22 protein-coding genes are annotated in these 18,595 nt (G+C 50.2%); 21 read left to right on the plus strand and 1 reads right to left on the minus strand.

Going from position 1 to position 18,595, the window contains the following annotated elements; translation table 11 throughout:
- The 12 genes from ACFVU8_RS00005 to ACFVU8_RS00060 form a co-directional block, all read left to right on the plus strand.
- The coding region (locus tag ACFVU8_RS00005; RefSeq protein WP_387425356.1) for a hypothetical protein at nucleotides 1-272 on the plus strand (272 nt) is incomplete at its 5' end.
- Between the two features lie 421 nt (nucleotides 273-693).
- Nucleotides 694-1,284 (plus strand): RNA polymerase sigma factor, encoded by a 591-nt coding sequence (locus ACFVU8_RS00010; RefSeq protein WP_066363226.1) that lies wholly within the window; start codon nucleotides 694-696, stop codon nucleotides 1,282-1,284.
- A gap of 5 nt (nucleotides 1,285-1,289) precedes the next feature.
- Nucleotides 1,290-1,883 (plus strand): anti-sigma factor family protein, encoded by a 594-nt coding sequence (locus ACFVU8_RS00015; RefSeq protein WP_379464714.1) that lies wholly within the window; start codon nucleotides 1,290-1,292, stop codon nucleotides 1,881-1,883.
- Nucleotides 1,884-2,023: 140 nt separating this feature from the next.
- Nucleotides 2,024-2,611 carry a histidine phosphatase family protein gene (locus tag ACFVU8_RS00020; protein ID WP_387425357.1) on the plus strand — a complete coding sequence of 196 codons (588 nt, stop codon included), beginning with the start codon at nucleotides 2,024-2,026 and terminating at the stop codon, nucleotides 2,609-2,611.
- A gap of 90 nt (nucleotides 2,612-2,701) precedes the next feature.
- Entirely contained in the window at nucleotides 2,702-3,790 is a 1,089-nt protein-coding gene (locus ACFVU8_RS00025; protein ID WP_387425359.1) for a hypothetical protein, read from the plus strand.
- Nucleotides 3,791-4,037: 247 nt separating this feature from the next.
- On the plus strand, nucleotides 4,038-4,217 hold the full coding sequence (locus ACFVU8_RS00030) for an IDEAL domain-containing protein (RefSeq protein ID WP_066363216.1): 180 nt from the start codon (nucleotides 4,038-4,040) through the stop codon (nucleotides 4,215-4,217).
- Nucleotides 4,218-4,459: 242 nt separating this feature from the next.
- Nucleotides 4,460-4,879, plus strand: a complete 420-nt coding sequence (locus tag ACFVU8_RS00035) for a DUF2487 family protein (RefSeq protein ID WP_175373678.1) — start codon at nucleotides 4,460-4,462, stop codon at nucleotides 4,877-4,879.
- Between the two features lie 283 nt (nucleotides 4,880-5,162).
- Entirely contained in the window at nucleotides 5,163-5,717 is a 555-nt protein-coding gene (locus ACFVU8_RS00040) for a Rieske (2Fe-2S) protein (protein ID WP_387425361.1), read from the plus strand.
- Nucleotides 5,718-5,723: 6 nt separating this feature from the next.
- The gene (gene qcrB / locus ACFVU8_RS00045) at nucleotides 5,724-6,395 is read left to right on the plus strand and encodes a menaquinol-cytochrome c reductase cytochrome b subunit (RefSeq protein WP_038594453.1); all 672 of its coding nucleotides are present in this window, start codon (nucleotides 5,724-5,726) and stop codon (nucleotides 6,393-6,395) included.
- A 67-nt stretch (nucleotides 6,396-6,462) separates the two neighbouring features.
- On the plus strand, nucleotides 6,463-7,335 hold the full coding sequence (locus tag ACFVU8_RS00050) for a menaquinol-cytochrome c reductase cytochrome b/c subunit (RefSeq protein ID WP_379464710.1): 873 nt from the start codon (nucleotides 6,463-6,465) through the stop codon (nucleotides 7,333-7,335).
- A gap of 184 nt (nucleotides 7,336-7,519) precedes the next feature.
- Nucleotides 7,520-8,137 carry a DUF1405 domain-containing protein gene (locus tag ACFVU8_RS00055; RefSeq protein WP_379464709.1) on the plus strand — a complete coding sequence of 206 codons (618 nt, stop codon included), beginning with the start codon at nucleotides 7,520-7,522 and terminating at the stop codon, nucleotides 8,135-8,137.
- 88 nt (nucleotides 8,138-8,225) lie between these two features.
- Entirely contained in the window at nucleotides 8,226-9,125 is a 900-nt protein-coding gene (locus tag ACFVU8_RS00060) for a sporulation protein YpjB (RefSeq protein ID WP_387425363.1), read from the plus strand.
- Between the two features lie 964 nt (nucleotides 9,126-10,089).
- On the opposite strand, the gene ACFVU8_RS00065 is transcribed toward ACFVU8_RS00060, so the two are convergent.
- The gene (locus tag ACFVU8_RS00065) at nucleotides 10,090-10,959 is read right to left on the minus strand and encodes a YitT family protein (protein WP_387425365.1); all 870 of its coding nucleotides are present in this window, start codon (nucleotides 10,957-10,959) and stop codon (nucleotides 10,090-10,092) included.
- A gap of 178 nt (nucleotides 10,960-11,137) precedes the next feature.
- On the opposite strand from ACFVU8_RS00065, the gene ACFVU8_RS00070 reads away from it, so the two are divergent.
- The 9 genes from ACFVU8_RS00070 to ACFVU8_RS00110 all read left to right on the plus strand — a co-directional run bounded on the left by ACFVU8_RS00070 (nucleotide 11,138) and on the right by ACFVU8_RS00110 (nucleotide 18,419).
- Nucleotides 11,138-11,467 (plus strand): nucleotide pyrophosphohydrolase, encoded by a 330-nt coding sequence (locus tag ACFVU8_RS00070; RefSeq protein WP_066363194.1) that lies wholly within the window; start codon nucleotides 11,138-11,140, stop codon nucleotides 11,465-11,467.
- Nucleotides 11,468-11,528: 61 nt separating this feature from the next.
- Nucleotides 11,529-12,050 (plus strand): tetratricopeptide repeat protein, encoded by a 522-nt coding sequence (locus ACFVU8_RS00075; protein ID WP_175373671.1) that lies wholly within the window; start codon nucleotides 11,529-11,531, stop codon nucleotides 12,048-12,050.
- Between the two features lie 34 nt (nucleotides 12,051-12,084).
- Complete coding sequence (dapB, locus tag ACFVU8_RS00080; protein ID WP_379464705.1) at nucleotides 12,085-12,891, plus strand: 4-hydroxy-tetrahydrodipicolinate reductase; 807 nt, start codon at nucleotides 12,085-12,087, stop codon at nucleotides 12,889-12,891.
- Nucleotides 12,892-12,908: 17 nt separating this feature from the next.
- Nucleotides 12,909-13,331: a methylglyoxal synthase gene (gene mgsA / locus ACFVU8_RS00085; protein ID WP_066363183.1), complete on the plus strand. Its 423-nt coding sequence runs from the start codon at nucleotides 12,909-12,911 to the stop codon at nucleotides 13,329-13,331.
- Nucleotides 13,328-14,047 carry a bacillithiol biosynthesis deacetylase BshB1 gene (gene bshB1, locus ACFVU8_RS00090; protein WP_387425367.1) on the plus strand — a complete coding sequence of 240 codons (720 nt, stop codon included), beginning with the start codon at nucleotides 13,328-13,330 and terminating at the stop codon, nucleotides 14,045-14,047. The genes mgsA and bshB1 overlap by 4 nt, the downstream gene beginning before the upstream one ends.
- 29 nt (nucleotides 14,048-14,076) lie before the next feature.
- Nucleotides 14,077-15,021, plus strand: a complete 945-nt coding sequence (locus tag ACFVU8_RS00095) for an alpha/beta hydrolase (protein WP_387425369.1) — start codon at nucleotides 14,077-14,079, stop codon at nucleotides 15,019-15,021.
- A gap of 56 nt (nucleotides 15,022-15,077) precedes the next feature.
- Entirely contained in the window at nucleotides 15,078-16,250 is a 1,173-nt protein-coding gene (gene bshA / locus ACFVU8_RS00100) for an N-acetyl-alpha-D-glucosaminyl L-malate synthase BshA (RefSeq protein WP_379464702.1), read from the plus strand.
- Complete coding sequence (locus ACFVU8_RS00105) at nucleotides 16,250-17,632, plus strand: CCA tRNA nucleotidyltransferase (protein ID WP_387425371.1); 1,383 nt, start codon at nucleotides 16,250-16,252, stop codon at nucleotides 17,630-17,632. Before bshA ends, ACFVU8_RS00105 begins: the two co-directional genes overlap by 1 nt.
- Nucleotides 17,619-18,419: a biotin--[acetyl-CoA-carboxylase] ligase gene (locus ACFVU8_RS00110; protein WP_379464700.1), complete on the plus strand. Its 801-nt coding sequence runs from the start codon at nucleotides 17,619-17,621 to the stop codon at nucleotides 18,417-18,419. The genes ACFVU8_RS00105 and ACFVU8_RS00110 overlap by 14 nt, the downstream gene beginning before the upstream one ends.
- Nucleotides 18,420-18,595 lie beyond the last annotated feature (176 nt).

Here is an 18,595-nt window from a genome sequence, read left to right on the forward strand (position 1 = left end):
AAACCCAAACCCAAACCCAAACCCAAACCCAAACCCAAACCCAAACCCAAACCCAAACCCAAACCCAAACCCAAACCCAAACCCAAACCCAAACCGCACTAATTCCAATCCTTACTAAAAATAGACAAAAAAAAGACCGCTTACATTATAAGCGGTTACAGTTCACAAAAAAATTTGGAACCGTGCAGTTTTGGATAGGAGTGGAGAGAAACCATACTGTAGATACAGTATATTGTATCCGTTTACATTCTGTCAATACTTTATTTGAATAATTTGCTCACTGCTGGATATTATTGTTGTCCATCGCCATAAGTTTCGGGCCAGTGTTTTATCTTTTTCTGAATAAACTAATCTTTTATCTTTGTTATTTGCATTTTGGGAGGAGAGGATGACACGTTTCTCCCGAGGCCAAGTCTATTAATGTAATCCTGTGTAGATGTGTGGTACAATAGGAAAGTATTTTTAGAGATTGCTAGTTTCGTAATGTCGTCAATGTCCGGTAGCCGGGATTTTTTTACTGTGCTGCAATAGATACATGCCTTAATATTTGGGTATGTGAATATACATAGAAGTGTTGTTCGTCAGGCAATTCATTTTTTTCAGTACTACCGCAACTTTTCAAGCCCTGCCCGGTAATAATATGTAATGCTCGGGACGGGAAAGACGTGGAAGGCGAGGAGGCCGAAACTCACCATGACGGATTCCCAGTTGATCCAGCAAATCAAGCAAGGAAATACAGAATTATATTCGGAATTGATGCGGCGTTATCAGCGCAAGATTTTGGCGTTTGTGTACCATATGCTGAAGAATTCCCATATGGAGCTCATCGCAGAGGATCTCTGCTCGGAGACCTTTTACAAGGCGTTCCGTAGTCTACATTCCTTCCGGGAAGTAGATGCATCTTTTTCGACCTGGCTATATACGATCGCTCGTAATACGGTGCTTAGTGAACTTCGTAAGAACCGTGCCGGTAACGTATCCCTCGAAGAGAGTGGATATACACCTGTAGCACCACTGGAGGTAGCCCCGGAGCAGGCTGCACTTCGCAAAGAACGGATGAACCTAGTTCGTGAAGCCATTAACAATCTTCCTGAGAAGCAGCGGTCGGCGCTGATTCTGCGTGAATACGACCAGATGGATTATCAGGAAATTGCCGTGATTCTCGATCAGAGTGTCAGCTCCGTGAAATCATTATTGTTCCGTGCCAGGAGCAGTGTGAAGCTCCAACTCGAATCCTATTTCTATGAGCCTGCCTATGATGAGGAGCAGGTTGAGAGGATGTAAGGTCAATGGACTGCAGGGAAGCGCAAGAAAGTATCCCCGCTTTATGGGACGCTCCCCGCAACGACCCCCAGCGCAAATTGCTTGAGAAGCATATCGAGAGTTGTCCTTACTGCGCGGCCGAATGGGCGTTGTGGCAGGAGAGTAGTCAGTTGGTTTTTGAGTTGCAAGAGGAAATTAGCGACGAACGCGCAGAAGCAGTAAATGCAAAGGTTATGGAGCGGATTTACCTGGAAAGTCCTTGGCTTATGCCGGGTGACGGCAGATCAGCAGGGAATTCCATGATTTTCCGCCATCGGATCAGCCTTTGGATTGCCTGTTTTTTGGCGGTGTTCATTTGTAGCTTCCTTTACTTTACGTTGTTCAAGACACCTAGTAATACTATGTCGGCGCAGAGTGGCATAGTGGAGACCGGCATTGCTGGCGTTTCCCTGGATTGGCAGTCAACTTATCCTGGAATGACCTCGGAAGGCGGAATCATTGAGCCTTTTGTAGTGAGTATGGGACCTACACACCCGCAATATTGGATGATGCTGTCCATGCTTGGTGTAGGGCTGTCGGTATTCTCGTTGACCCGCTTGAACCGTTATCGTAGACAATGAGAGATCCCTTTACACCTGTAAAGAGGATCTTTTTGTTATTTACAACGTATTTCATAATTGCACCTGCTCTCTTAAAAAGAAGACTTTTGCTTGTATCCGTGTTACATTAAGAAGCAATACTATAAGGAAGGGTGATTCGGATGCTGCTGGGCTTAGTGCGGCACGGGCTGACAGATTGGAATGCGGCTGGTAGGATACAGGGGCAGAGTGATATTCCACTGAACGACGAGGGGAAAATGCAGGCAGTCATGTTAGGAGAAAGACTATTGCAGGAGCCTTACCGCTGGGATTATTGCATTACTAGCAGTCTGTCCCGAGCGGCAGAGACCGGAAGTATTGTTGCCGAGAAGCTGGGCATTCCACTGCTCGAAGCAGATGGACGAATCCGGGAACGGGCCTACGGCCAAGTGGAAGGACTGACCTCGGCAGAGCGTGAAGAGAGATGGGGCAAGGAATGGAACACGCTTGAGCTCGGACAGGAGAAGGATGCGCAGCTGCAGGCACGAGCACTTGACTTCATGGAGGACATCTCCGCCCGATATCCGGACAAGAATATCCTGGTCATCTCGCACGGTGGGTTCTTGGCCCAACTGTATGTTGCTTTATATAAGGATAAATATGTGGAGCGGATCGGTAACCTTTCACTGACTATTCTCGAGAAAAAAGGACAGGAATGGAACCCGCTGTTATACAATTGTTCACGTCATATCCTGCAGAACCAGCGTTAACCCGACCATTCGGGTTATTTTTTTTGCGTGAAAAGGAATAAAAAGGGCATTAAATCCCATAATGGTAGTAAAACGGTGAGGCGATAAAACATGAATCTGGCGGATATGCTCACTTACGCAGATATTGGTCAGCTAACCGCCATTGCGGGACGCTACCAGTGCCAATGCAAGCAGAATTCCAAGCATGATTTGATCCAAAGCATCTTGGTTACGCTGGGAAGCCGGAATTTTCTGGAGTCGTATATCCAGGGGAGCAGTCCGGAAGAATTACGTTTCTTGAACACACTGCTGTTCGATGGACGCAGCCACTTCAGTCTTGAGGATCTGTTGGCGGCAGCGAGGCAGGCAACCTTTGATGCTGCTCCAGATAAGCAAGGGAACTATCGGGAACTGGTATCACGCTTCAAAAACGGAGGCTGGCTCTTTAACGGCGCTTCACAACAGACACGGTATTTATACCAGATGCCGGGCGACTTGAAGGCACGTTTTCGGGAAGCCCTGGGCCGGCACATTCTGGAGAAGGTTGACGGAAGTCCAGAGCCTGAAGGGTACCGGAGCGAAGGTGATATGCTGGAGAGTGACTTGTTGCTAATCCTGCGGTATATTGGGGAGAACGAGCCGGAGCTAAATCAGGAAGGAGCGCTTTACAAGCGTTACCAGCAGGGGCTGATGAATGCTCTTCATATCCCGGAGCCGCTGCTTAGCAAGGGGGGGTGGAGGTTCGGATACGGAAGGGCCGGCGAACATTATCCGCCCAGGTTGGCCCTGCTATATGATTACGCCCGTCATCGTCACTGGGTCTCTGAGGCAGGCTTCCGACTAAGGTTGACTGCGGCAGGAGTGGCAGTGCTGGAAGCTGGAAAATGTGAAGACCTGATGCAGTTATTCTCCTTTTGGTTAAGACTGTATAAAGGTGCCATACCCAATCTACCCTCACTGGTGTATTGGATCAGTACAAGTGCAGACCGGTGGGTCAGTGTTCCATCACTGGTCAGGGGAGTGGGCTGGCTAGTCAAGCCGTTTTATTATGATGATGCTACTTCTATTATGGAAGGGCGGGTTTTGCGGATGATGGTACATCTGGGAATGCTGAGGCTAGGTGAGCGCTCGGAAGGGCCTGCCGTCATGATGACATCATGGGGAACCCAGGCTGCGGCGCCAAAGAAGCTTTTTCAGTAGAAGAACAGAAGGTCATTAAAAAGATCTGAATGGTAGACGAACCTATATACCGCGCTTCCTGAATTCTTCTCTTTGCAGAAGAAGCATAGCCGGGGGTAGGCACAGACACATTCATCGATGTGGAAGCCATAATGTTGAACGGAGCTGGAATTGGTGAATATGATTTAGTAGGAGCCGGCTTCAATGTAACCGAAAACAAAAGAAGGCCCGAAAACACGGAATCTCTTAAACAGCGGAGGTGTATCGAATGGACAAAATGAAGGCTACCTATGAAGTGATGCTTGGACTTGCAGCAGAAATGGTGTGGGACGAAGCGCTGCGAAAGCGGCGTACCGACATCTTGTACCGGGAGATCGACACGGCGCTGGCTGCGGGGGACGAGACTGCTTTCCGGAATCTGACCGCAGAGCTGAAAAACCTGGCTTAAGGATCTTATACATTTTCAGGACCCGCAAAGTACCTGAGAAAAAATCAAGGCATCAGCCTCACGTAGTGGGGCTGTTTTGGGATATCAGGACATAAGGTGCTTAAATAGGCCGGATGTCCTGATATTTATGTTGAAGTGACTTTTACGGATTCAAAGGTAGACGATCATCTCGGGCGTTCACTATAATAGGACCTGTATATTTCTGACTTGGCTCTATATTATCAACAAAGGAGAGGAACGAGATGAAATTTAGTGATTTTGATCCCGCAGCCTGGAAAGAGAATGGAAAATTCTATGATACTTGTCTGATTCCTTTCACGGGTTTGCAGGGTACAGAGAGCCCTGTTGAGACAGCTGCCGCGCTTGAAAGACTGCGTGATTTTATGGACATTGTTGAGATTCCATTTCGTGGCCGAATTGTGACCTATCCCGCTTTGCAGTACATGGGGGCCGGATATAAGGGATTAATTAATGAGCTTTGTCATAAAGTCAAATCCAGTGGCTTCCAGTATGCAGTGGTGCTGACTGTGGATGTGAACCTGTCTGGGCATGAGATTATTGAAAGCGATTTAGTGCTGGCCCTGCCTAATATTGAAGTGCCTCAAGGAGGACGTCTAAATACCATCGTGGGGGACAGAATTCAGGAAATGTGGCAGAAATAAAAGAGGGTTAAATGTGACGAAAAATCAACAATTTATGAATTTATGCCCTTTTCGGCTTGTCACAAAATAGACAATATTCTTGACGGGTTTTGGAGCCTGGGCTATGATTAGGTTGAACTTATGTGACATGTGATCTTATTCATTGAAATCGGATTTAGCAATAAAGAAACAAAATAACTGAAGCGCTTTTATTTCCAAATGGGCACCCATATTCGGTCCAGCCTCTTAATCTTACGGCGATATACATTTTCTTATATATTGAAAGAGGGGGTTATATTGCAATATGAGCAGCTATAATGAGCAACAGGAGACCTGGCCCGACCAACCACCCAGCCGTAAAGAGATGTCACGCAGGCAATTTTTAACGTACACGCTCGGCGGTGCCACTGCTTTTATGGGAGTGGGTGCGATTCTCCCCATGATCCGCTTTGCTGCGGACCCGATACTACATAAGAAAGGCGCAGGGGAGTTCATCAAAGTTGTGGAAACCGGAAAAATTACCGATGAACCACAGGAATTTACATTTGAGCTTCAGCAGCAAGACGGATGGTATGCCAGTACAGCTACGCTGACGGCCTGGATCCGTAAAGATGAGAACGGAGAAATTTATGCGCTTTCACCAATTTGTAAACATCTGGGATGTACGATTGGCTGGAACAATAACAAGACGCACCCGGATGAATATCATTGCCCTTGTCACGGTGCTCGTTATACCAAGCTGGGCAAGAATCTGGCGGTGGCACCGAAACCTCTGGATCAATACAAGACGAAAATTGATAACGGCTGGGTGTATCTCGGAGACATTATACCGAATACCGTAGCTAACAAGGAGGCGTAGATTCCGATGTTTAAAAATGTCTATAACTGGATTGATGAACGTTTGGATATTACGCCGATCTGGAGAGATGTGGCTGACCATGAAGTTCCCGAACACGTCAATCCGGCGCATCATTTCTCGGCATTCGTATACTGTTTTGGCGGACTTACGTTCTTCATCACGGTGATTCAAATTCTCTCTGGGATGTTCCTCACCATGTACTACGTACCCGATATCATTAATGCTTATGCCAGTGTGGAATACTTACAGACAAAGGTTGCATTCGGACAAATTGTACGCGGGATGCACCACTGGGGCGCAAGTCTCGTTATCGTTATGATGTTCCTTCATACGATGCGTGTATTCTTTACCGGCTCTTACAAAGCACCGCGGGAAATGAACTGGATCGTGGGCATGCTGATCTTCTTCGTCATGTTAGGTCTGGGTTTGACTGGTTATTTGCTGCCTTGGGACAACAAAGCGTATTTCGCCACCAAGGTTACGCTGGAGATTGCCAACTCGGTTCCAGTGATGGGACCTGTGCTTAAGGAATTGATGCAGGGAGGTACGATCGTCGGCGCGGAAACGCTGACCCGCTTCTTTGCACTGCATGTATTCTTCCTTCCGGCGGTATTGCTTATTCTGCTTGTAGGACACTTTATCATGATCCGCAGACAGGGTATCTCCGGTCCGCTATAAGACAAGTACTGGATCGTGGCTTAACGGTGCTGGTGATGCGGGGCAACACTTATAAGGAGGAGTACAGATGGCACACGGAGATAACTCCAAAGAAAAGGTCGTATATGTCGGTGATTCCCGTGTACGCAGGGGAAGCGGATTCATTACGCCGCCTGACTATACAGCTTATCCCGGTAAATCGGAAGCTTTTATCCCTAACTTTCTATTAAAAGAGTGGATGGTCGGCGTGGTAGTTCTGGTCGGTATTCTAGTGCTAACCATTTCCGAGCCAGCGCCGCTGGGTTTTCCTGCAAATGCAAGCGCAACAGTCATTCCCATCCCTGACTGGTACTTCCTTTTTCTTTATCAGTACTTGAAATTGCCTTATGCATCGGGGGATTACATCGTTCTCGGTACCCTGGGTGTTACGGGCGTAGCGTTCGGCTCGCTGCTTCTGGCTCCATTCCTGGATACAGGCCGAGAGCGCCGCTTCTATCGTCGTCCGATCGCCTCTTCGTTGATGTTCCTGTCCCTTGCGGCCATAGTCTACCTGACTAACACCGCCTGGACGGAATACAAGCATGAGATGGCGGAGACGGGTCAAATCCCGGAAGATGTTCAGCGTGAGGAAAAAGCGGCGGAGAACCGGGCCAAGGGCTTGCCTACTTCCAGTGCAGTCAAGGCTAAGGAGATTGCAATTGTGGACAAGGATGACCCGGCCATGGCGCTTTTCAAGCAGGCGACCTGTATCTCCTGTCATGCTACCGACTTGAAGGGGGCAGCAGGCCCTTCTCTCCGCGGGGTGGGAGACACTCACGACAAGGAAGCGATTCTTAAAATCATTAAGGACGGCCAGGGACAGATGCCATCTATGCTGGAGGCTGCAACGGGTGCAGGCCTGTCAGATAAGGATATTGACGATCTGGCCGGATGGCTTGCGAAACAAAAAAGTCAACAGTAAAATAGAGTTAACGCAAACCTGATCGTGCATGCGGTCAGGTTTTTGCATGAATATAAGGATTTATATGTTTTAAGTTATAAATCAGCCTTATATTTCTTGCTGAACGGGTACCGTCCATTAGAGGATGGCAAAGCCGTTTCTGCTTGGTCTTGCATAAAGTGTCATCGGGAGGTTAATAGTCAGAATGTCGCAACATTGGGTTGAGAAACTGTTTAAACACCGGGGAATTCTTTGGCTCTTATTCATTGTGAACCTACTCGGTACGATTTACGGGTATATGTGGTACGGCAACCAGCTCGCATACACAGCGGACCACTATCCGCTTTGGCTGCTCCCAATGGTGCCTGACAGCCCAACGGCTAGCCTCTTCTTTACCATAGCACTCCTGTTGCTGTTGTTTCCGCCGAAAAGCCTAAACGGGAATATTGTTCGCGGAATTATTGAAGCGCTTGCGGTAGTCACTTCCGTGAAATATGGGATATGGGCGGTCAGCGTTATTTTTGCCGGGGGCTATCTTGGGGATGCCCTGACCTGGCAGGATTGGATGTTAGTCATTTCTCATACAGGGATGGCTGTGGAGGCTTTGCTATATGCGAGATTCTTCTCGTATCGAAAAATGCTACCCTTGGCCTTAATCTACACATTGTTCAACGATACGGTAGATTATTCCTATGGCGTATTCCCTTGGTTGCCGTCGGTGCTTACAGATCATGTGCAGCAGGTGATGTATTTTACCTTCGCGCTCACGATCTTTAGTACAGCTGCCGCCTGGGTGTTTCATGGTAGGAAAAACCGACTCTGAGGGAGCTCTAACGAGGCGTCATTTCCTTCATTGCATCTGTTCTATCCCTTGTCCTGCTGCCATACATTTAGGGTAGGAGGGATGTCTCATGCCGCGCAGAAGGTATAGTTTGTTGATTGGCCTGATACTCTGCTGGCTGGTGGCCGGGCTGTATGGAGCGACGGGAGCCGCAGCCTTTGGTACCGGAGCGGATCATGCGGGTAGCGGTACAGTGCAGAAAGTTCCAGAGACGACTGATGACGGTTCGGCTGTGCTTGGAGCAAGGAGCGATGCACAGCAGCTGGAACAGGCAGCGGAAGCGCTGTATGGCTATGTGGTGGATGGTAATGTTGCCAAGGTCCGGCAGCTGACCGAGGAAATCTCGCGGATTTTTGTGTCCTCTTCCTTTGAAGGGCTGACCTCGGTGGAAGGCATCAATGCACTGTCGGCTGTAATTATAGACCTGAAGTCTGCCATTGCCGGGGTGAAAATCTCCCCTGAACGCTGGGAGTCTGCTGCCGCGAGACTGAGGCTGGCGGCTAACAGCCTGAATCATCCACGCCAGCCGATGTGGCTCCATTACTACAAGCTGCTGCGTGAGGACCTGAACGCGATGGAGCAGAGTGCCTCTGCTAGTGATTTGACAGCGTGGAAAACGGCGCTGGAGCGGCTGCAGGGCAGGTATGACAATATCCGTCCGGCGGTGCTGATCTCGCGTCAGCCTGAGGTCGTGAATGCCTTAGATTCCTGGCTGTCTTACGCAGCTGGTGTGCCGTCCCAGAGCCAAAAGCCGGAACGTGCCCGGCTTATGGAGATCATCTCATACGGCCAGGAGGCGGTCCGGGTGATGTTTGGCAAGGAAAAGGATGAGCCTGCCCTATCGCTTCCGCTGGCGCCGAAGGAATACGGGGCCTGGGGACTGCTGGCAGCCGGATTTATTATTGCCGCCCTTGTCTACGTCGCTTACCGCAAATACCGCGGCCAGAACGAGGAATGGAAGCCGGTTTAGAGCGGCGGCTTGAGGACTGGAAGCCGATGTAGAGAGGTCCTGAGGATCGGGAGTCGATACAGGGTGACAATGTGAGTATTGGGGCTCATGTAGAGCGACAACGTAAGAGATGGGAGTCTGTATAGAGCGACAACGTTAAGGGATAGGAGCCTATATAGAGCGACAATGTAAGGGATAGGAGCCTATATAGAGCGACAATGTAAGGGATGGAAGTCGGTAAAAGGGCATTCCCTGAGAGCTGTAAGTCGATTTAGAGAGGGACAACCTGAAGATTGGAAATTGATACACTGTGCCCCTAAGGGGGTGGGTAGTCCTTCGACAAGGTTCAGTGGTGGAATTGAACCAGGGGAATGAAGGGGATCGGCGAGGCACGCCGGTCTCTTTTTGTGTTGATTACTAGAGTGAGGAAGGGGTTGGACGGGTTTCTTTTCTAAGGTGAGTCGTTTCTGGACGGGCTTGGAGCGGATAGGAAACTAAGTACGGCCCTGCTTGTACGCGGGCAGTGGAGCTGCTGAAGAAACTAAGTGCAATCTTGACTAGACTGAGCTGTGGGGAGTGGAAGAACTAGGCGCAATCCTGTTTGGATTGAGCAGTGGTGGCAGCGGAAAAACTGAGTGCAATCCTGTGTGGACTGAGCTGTGGGGGCAATTTGAGAACTAAGTGCAATTTTGTACCTTAATTTGTTGGAAATATAGTTTTAGAGGCATTTAGTGGCAAAAATGTATGTTAAATATTGCAATAAAGCCTGTAACAGCCAATCTCGAGGTAATTAAGGTACAGAAATGCACTTAATCACTGGAATGATAAGTTGGAGAGAAAATTAAGGTGCAATATTGCACTTATTTTCGATAGCTAATGCTTTCGGCACCGCGGAATGCCTGAATTACTAAAAAGCCGCTGGTCTGGTTGCTTTTCGCAACCGAACCGCGACTTTTTGCTTGTTTTATCGGGCGGCTGCAATTAGTTAAGTCTCCCGGAACCCTTCACCCTGCACATCATGGACATCGTTGATAATGACGAAGGCGCGCGGATCAACGGATTTGACCAATTGACTGAGCCGGCGGATCTCTTGGCGGGATACCACGCAGTACACCATGTATTTGGCCTGTTTGGAATAAGCGCCGATGGCGGGTATCAAGGTTACCCCGCGCTCCAGCTCCTCGCTAATGAGATCGGCGATCTTTGGGGCCTCGTCGCTGATGATGGTAAAGGCTTTGGCGGCATAGGCGCCTTCCTGTATGAAATCAATGACCCGGGAGGAAATGAATACAGCCACGAGGGTATACAGAATCTTTTCCCGCGAAATGTATAACAGAGAAGCACCAATAATGACGACATCACTGGTAAGGATAACCTGTCCCATGCTCCAGCCGAATTTGCGTCCGATGATCCGTGCAACAATATCGACGCCGCCGGTGGTCCCTCCGAAGCGGAATACGATACCCAGGCCAAGGCCGAGGGTCACCCCTGCATATAATGAAGCGAGAATAAAATCATGCTCTGTGCTAAACGGGTTGATCCAGCCCAGATCGATCATTTTTTCGAACAACCATAGGAATATAGTCAGAGAACCAATACCGACTCCGGTATAGACGATCTGGCGCCCGCCGAGTACCTTCCAGCCCATTAAAAAGAGCGGCAGATTAATTAGTAGTGTAGTCAGAAAGATCGGAATGTGGAACGCGTAGTTTAGCAGGATGGTAATCCCTGTAACACCGCCCTCCATCAGTTGGTTCGGAATGATAAAATACAGCAGTCCGAAGGCATAGATGGCGCTTCCCAGCATGATTGGCGCTACTGTTTTTGTAATCGCAAACAATTTGGATGAATTCATATAATCCCTCGTTAGGCCTCTATAGGGCATTTTTCTGGACTTTTACTTGTCTACAATAAGTATGCCTTTTTTATCTGATACTTAAAATTCCTTAAAAAAGATTTGTCTTCAAAACGTCTTTACGATAACATAGGGGCAAACAATAGGCAAGATGCAACAGGGGGCGAAGGAACATTTTATGGAAAAAAGTCTGAATGAAATTCAGCGTGAAGTAGATGCATATATCTCGCAGTTTAAGGAAGGTTACTTCAGCCCGCTGGCGATGTTGGCCCGAATGTCCGAGGAAGTCGGCGAACTGGCCCGCGAGGTGAACCATCAATTCGGCGAAAAGCCGAAGAAGGCGGATGAAGCGGACAATTCTATCGAGCTAGAGCTCGGGGACATCTTGTTTATCACCATTTGTTTTGCCAATTCACTTGGCATTGATCTCACAGAGGCTCATGACAAGGTCATGCACAAGTTCAATACGCGTGATGCCGACCGTTGGACCAAGAAAAACACCGATTAGGCAAATGTATCATATGCTGTACCAAACGACCGGCACTTGAAGCCGTGAGGATGGTGCATATATGAGTAATACTGATTATATCAAAGATGCTTACCGTGCCATTTTGCGCAGTGATTTTGCGGAGGCCGTATCCTGCTTCGAGAAGGCGATTAACGCCAGCCCTTGCGATGCGGAGGTTCGATACCGTTGTTCCATTACTTATGCGCGTAGTGGCAAATTGGATAAAGCGGTCGAGCACGCCCTTGTCGCAGTGAAGCTGGACGGCAGCAAGCCGGAATATAATCTCCACCTGCAGCATTTGCAGGCAATGAGGCTTGTCAACGAAGCCAAACGATTGCTGGAAGATGAAGAGGCAGGTACTCTCAACCCGTATCACCCCATTACATTATTAAAAGAAGCGGTCACGCTGGATCCTTTATATGGTGACGCTTATGTATGGCTGGCCATTGCGCATAGCCGGATGAATGAGCATGTACAGGCGATCTCCGCCTTGAAAGAAGTTATTTCCTTGCATCCGGATGATGCCGGACTACGGCAATTGATGAAGGACCTACAGAAATCATTGCAGACTTATATGCAATAACTACAGAACCAGCGAAAGCGAGGATGAATTTGATATGAGCAGTAAGAAAATCAGAGTAATTGTAGCAGGTGCAGGCGGAAGAATGGGTAAGGAAGTATTGAAGCTGGTTCTTCAGGATGAAGAACTGGAACTGGCTGCTGCGGTAGACCGGTCATCAGCTGAAAGCGATGCAGGCCGTCTAGCTGGGTTGGAGGAAGCTGGCATCGTAGTGGTGAGTGACTTGGAGACTGCGCTTGCCAGCAGCAACGCGGATGTGCTTGTAGACTTTACGAACCCGAAAGCGGCTTATCCGCATACCGCGCTGGCTGTTAAATATGGCGTTCGTCCTGTAATTGGTACAACCGGATTTACTCCGGAACAAATCGCCGAGCTGGACAAGCAGTGTAAGGATCAGGGGATTGGCGGTTTGATCGCGCCGAACTTCTCTATTGGAGCCATTCTGCTCATGAAATTTGCTGCACAGGCCTCCAAGTACTTCCCTAATCTGGAGATTATCGAGTACCATGGAGACCAGAAGCTGGATGCACCATCCGGTACTGCCATTAAGACGGCCGAAATGATCTCTGAAGTGAGGCAAGAGCTTCGCCAGGGCAATCCGCTGGAAGAAGAGATAATTGAAGGCTCGCGTGGCGGTTATTACAACGGCTTCCGTATTCACAGTGTTCGTCTGCCGGGCATTTTCGCCCAGGAAGAAGTGATATTCGGCGATTTCGGGCAATCCCTGAAGATCCGTCATGATTCCTATGAACGTGCGGGTTATATGCCAGGAGTCAAGATCGGGATCCAGAAGGTAATGGAATATACAGGAATGATCTACGGATTTGAGCATTTTATAGATTAGACGGGAGAGAGTACACCATGATGAGAATCGCATTTATTGCGCATGACCGCAAAAAGGATGAGATGGTTAACTTTGTGACGGCGTATGAGCATGTTTTTAAAGGGCATGAATTATTTTCAACGGGAACTACCGGACAACGGATTATGGATGTTACAGAGCTAGTCATTCACCGCTACATGAGTGGCCCTCTCGGAGGAGATCAGCAAATCGGGTCTATGGTGGCTCAGGATGAGCTGGATCTTATTATTTTCTTGCGCGACCCGCTGATGGCGCAGCCGCATGAGCCGGATATTACGGCGCTACTCCGTCTTTGTGACGTATATGGCATACCGGTGGCTACGAATATCGCTACCGCGGAAATTCTGGTCAAGGCGATTGACCGGGGGGATTTTGCCTGGCGTGAGCTGGTACATAAATATAAACCGGGGGTAGACGAATGAAGCTGGATATTCTCATATTCGGCGCTCATGCAGACGATGCTGAAATCGGTATGGGGGGAACGATTGCCAAGCATACAGCTGCTGGCCTGAAGGTAGGTTTGTGTGATCTGACGGCCGCTGAGATGTCCTCCAACGGTACAGTTGAGCTTCGCAAGACCGAAGCGCAGCGTGCGGCTGACGTGCTTGGCGTTACCGTCCGGAGTAATCTGGGGCTGCCTGACAGAGGTCTTCATATTACTGAAGAACACGTGGCTGCGGTTACCGCTGAGATTCGCAAGTGCGCGCCTGATATTGTATTCGCGCCGTACTGGGAAGACCGCCATCCCGATCATATTGCCTGCTCCAAGCTTGTAGAGGAAGCGGTTTTTAACGCCAAGCTGCGTAAATATATGCCGGACAAGCCTGCGGTCGCCGCGCCGCAGCTGTATTTTTACTTCATCAATGATCTGGGCCGGACCGATTTGATCGTCGATGTAACAGAACAATACGGAGTGAAGGAGCAGGCGCTATCCTGCTACCGCTCCCAGTTCACCAAGCCAGAAGGAGAGGACGCTGTACCCACTCCCCTGACTGAGGGTTATATCGAACGTGTCCGGTCGAGAGACATGCTGCTTGGACAGCGCAGACTTATTCCTTATGCGGAAGGGTTCGCGACAAAAGTACCTTATGCTGTGGAAATGTTCACTGCCGGGAATGGTTCGCAGCAGTCATCGTGACGAGGCGCGACAGGGCACTTCTAAGGGAATTGCCGCCATCTTATAATGAAAGTGATTTATATTGGCGGCAATACCAGAAGTTCTTTCCTGAAGAAATTCAGCTAAAAGCAGTGGATCTTCCGTCCGAAGAATGGTGGGAATGGGACAAGGGAACTATTCATATAGATCGTATGCCTGTGACAAGCTCCAAACTGAAGATCATTTCAGTTCATGGAGCAGGCGGTAATGGCAGGATGCTTGCGCCCTATGCCAAAATGCTGCAGAACAGCGGATACGAAGTGGTGTCACCCGACCTGCCTCCTTACGGACTAAGCCGTGCGCATTCTTTTCATTCTATGGGCTACCAGATCTGGATCCAGCTGATCTCGGATTTGATTGACCGGGAGCTGGAGCGGGATGAACGACCTATTGTTCTGCTCGGCAGCAGCATTGGCGGTATGCTGTCATATCATGCGGCTGCGCACAATAAAAAAGTAAAAGGCCTGATAGCAACGACATTTGTTGACACCAGCCGGAGTGAGGTTCGTGATCAGCTGGCTCCTAACAAGTTGATCAGCCGATTCGGCAAATTGATGATGGACTCATTTCCAATGGTATTGGATTCCTTGAAAATATCTGTGAACCATGTTTCACGTATGCATTTCATTTCTAATAATAGCGAGTTAAACCAACTGATTATGAATGATTCAGGGGCGGCAGGCACCAAGGTTCCATTACGCCTGTTACGAACCTTTCTGGATATGAAGCTGTCCGTTAGACCTGAGCATTTTGAGGTCTGTCCGGTCCTATTGGTTCATCCACAGGAGGATCGAATGACGCCGATTTCACTTAGCGAACCCTTTTATAATAAACTTAGGGTTAGTAAAAAATGTGTGATTTTGGAGGGAGCCGGGCATTTCCCGCTCGAATCTCCAGGCATGGAGCAAATGAAAGATGCGGTGCTTACTTTCTTGCAAGCATTAGAAAATGAGTAAACAACTCAACTTTATATAAGAAGTTACCAAACATTAGACAAGAAGGGGACGGAAAGATGGACCGGTTGTTAAAGATAGGCATTACTTGTTATCCGTCTCTGGGCGGCTCGGGCGTAGTGGCAACTGAACTGGGCAAGCTGCTGGCTGAAAAAGGCCATGAGGTCCACTTTATTACCCACAGTATCCCGTTCCGGCTCGGAACGTTTCAGAAAAATATATTTTACCATGAGGTTGAGGTCAATGATTATTATGTGTTCCGTTACCCGCCTTATGATCTGGCACTAGCTAATAAGATGGCTCAGGTTGCTAAAATGCAAAATCTGGACATTCTGCATGTCCATTATGCAGTTCCGCATGCGGTTTGTGCATTTCTCGCCAAACAAATGCTGAACAATGATATGAAAGTTGTAACGACTCTGCATGGTACGGATATTACGGTGCTGGGTCAGGATGAGTCGCTGAAGGATTTAATCCGGCTCGGTATTAACGAAAGTGATGCGGTCACCGCCGTATCGCAGGACTTGATAAAAGAAACGCGTAAGGTCCTTGATATCACACGCGATATTGATCTTACCTACAATTTTGTAGACAAGCGTGTTTACTATCCGCGGGATGTAACGGATTTGCGCGGCGATTTTGCCAAACCTGATGAGAAAATCCTCATGCACATCTCTAACTTCCGTCCAGTCAAACGTGTCGGAGATGTAGTGGATGTATTCGCCCGGGTCAGCCAGAAGATTCCTTCCAAGCTCCTGCTGGTCGGCGAAGGGCCGGATCTGCCGAAGATTCAGGCTAAAATCAGTGAGATGGGTCTTGACGACAAGGTTCGTTTCCTCGGAAAGCAAGATGAAATCGCTCAAGTGATCTCTTTGGCTGATCTGTTGCTTCTTCCTTCTGAGAAGGAGAGCTTTGGTCTTGTCGCGCTGGAGGCGATGGCCTGTGGTGTTCCGACCATTGGTTCTCAGGCTGGGGGCATACCGGAATTGATTCAGCATGGCAAGACAGGCTTTTTGGCCCCGATCGGCGACACGAAGACGATGGCAGAATATGCCGTTAAGCTGTTGTCTAATGAGGTCATGATTGAGGAATTCAGAGCAGCCTGTCTGCATCGGGCCTGCGAGGATTTCTGCAATAATACGATCACGGATCAATATGAATCCATTTATTACCGGGTACTTGACCGCAAGGTGCCGGAACTGGGTTATGGTTCGGGAGTTAGGAGCTTCTAATGGAATGGAAGATGGCGCCTGCCGGCATGGCGGAAGCTGCAGAGAATGTGATAGACAAGCTGATGGAGAACGGCCATGAGGCATTTTGGGTCGGGGGCTGTGTCCGCGATGAGCTGATGGGCCGTCCGGTCCATGATATGGATATCACCACTTCGGCGCTCCCGCAGGAAGTGGTGGCGCTTTTTCCGCGGACAGTCCCTACTGGACTTCAGCATGGAACCGTAACTGTTCTTGAGGGCGGTCATGCCTATGAGGTGACGACCTACCGGACAGAAAGCGGCTATGCCGATCATCGCCGTCCGGAACAGGTGGTTTTTGTCCGGGATGTAAAGGAAGACTTAAGACGCCGCGACTTTACGATGAATGCCATCTGCTGTGGAGCAGATGGTGTGCTGACGGATCCTTTTGGCGGTGCGGAGGATGTGAGCCGCCGGACCGTAAGATGTGTAGGGGACGCGGAGGAGCGCTTCGCAGAAGATGCGCTGCGGATGCTGCGCTGCGTGCGTTTCGCGTCCGTGCTGGATTTCTCCGTCGCCAAGAACACGTGGCGCGGGCTGCTGCGCCAGCGGGATAAGCTGGCGCATATTGCTGTGGAGCGGCTCCGCGCAGAGGTGGAGCGCATCGTAGAGGGGCCGCACCCGCTGCGCGGCCTTGGCATGCTGGCCCGTAGCGGGCTATTGCCGCGCGGCAAGGCCCCGTTCCCCTGGACCGATGCCGATCTGGCGGCAGCCGCCGCCCTGACGGCCGGGATCGGGGAACTTGAGGGCGCCCATCTGCGCTGGGCGCTGCTCCTGCATGCCCTAGGCGTGTCGGCCACAGAGGCCGACAGTCTGCTGCGGGCATGGACGTTCCCTGGGACGACGCGCACCGCCGTCGTCCGGGTGCTGCGGGTCCGCGAAGCCTGGACCGCAGCCCTTGAAGCAGCGCCCGCGGGGGACCCGGGCGCTGTGGAGGCCCTGCGGCGGCAATGGATCGCCGCCGTGCTGGCCCATGGCAGCGCCGCCGCCGAAGGCTGGCTGGCGCTGCAGGAGGCGCTCCCTGCAGCAGCGGGGAGCGCACCGGGCGGCGGCGCAGACCACGCCGCCTTCCTTGTGGCAGCGCCTGCGGATGCTGCCACAGCCGCTGGCCTTCCCCGTACTGGGGAAGGCCAGGACTTCCCGGCCATCGCGCGCCAGTGGATGGCGCAGATGCCGGTGCAGGCACTTGCCGGTCTCGCGGTGACCGGCAACGATCTGGCCGCGGCCTTGGAACAACGGCCGGGGCCATGGGTAGGGAGGCTGCTGCAAGACCTTCTTCAGGGGGCAGCAACCGGTGACCTGCGTAATCAACCAGAAGAATTGTTACTGGAAGCAAAAAGGATGGTAGGACATGAGCAACATTGAATTGTTATCGTTGTCCGGATTACAACAGGAAGCTTCGGCTTCCCGTTGGGGCGGACATGTACATATGCTGACGACTGTAGGGTCAACCCAGGAGGAAGCCAAGCGGCTCGCCGAGAACGGTGCTCCCGAAGGCACTACCGTCATTGCAGAGGAACAGACGGGTGGCAGAGGCCGGCAAGGTAAGAAATGGCATTCCCCGTTCGGCAAGGGCATCTGGATGAGTGTGGTGCTTCGGCCGAGTCTTCCGCTGTTGTCTACCCCGCAGCTCACGCTGATGGCGGGCGTAGCGGTCTGCCGGGCTATTCGGCGCGTGTCTGGAGTGGATGTCGGAATCAAATGGCCAAATGATCTACTTGCCGGAGACCGTAAAATATGCGGGATTCTGCTGGAGTCATCCTGTTATGAGAATGAGCTGGCCTATTGCATTGCCGGTATTGGCATTTCCGTTAATCTTGCGGAAGAGGATTACCCGGATTTTCTGAACGGAGTGGGTACCTCGCTGCTGATTGAACGGGGAGGGGCTTCTGTTGACCGTTCGGTTCTGGCCGGAGCCGTACTGACCGAGCTGGACAGTCTGTATGCCTTTTATTTGGAGCACGGTTTTTCCCCGGTTGCTCGACTATGGGAAGCCATGTCGGTGACTCTGGGCCGTCAAGTGGCCCGAAATACTCCACAAGGGCGAATGGAGGGTCTTGCGACAGGTCTGGATGATAATGGTGGCTTACTGCTGATGGACCGATCGGGACAAATTCACAGCGTATCCTCTGGTGAAATCGAGCTTATTTGAGACTTTGTACCATGACTTGTCACATTTTTTTCGTGTATTTGCGGCAATCATTTGTTATACTATGGACAGAGGCGGTATCGGAACTTAAGCGAACTGCACTCCGGAATAGATCATGTGTTTCTTGGATTCACCTTCATAACTGTAATGAACGGTTACGTTGGATTCTGCTCTGAGCC

It is taken from the genome of Paenibacillus sp. NPDC058177, assembly GCF_042883835.1.
Lineage (GTDB): Bacteria > Bacillota > Bacilli > Paenibacillales > Paenibacillaceae > Paenibacillus_AQ > Paenibacillus_AQ agri.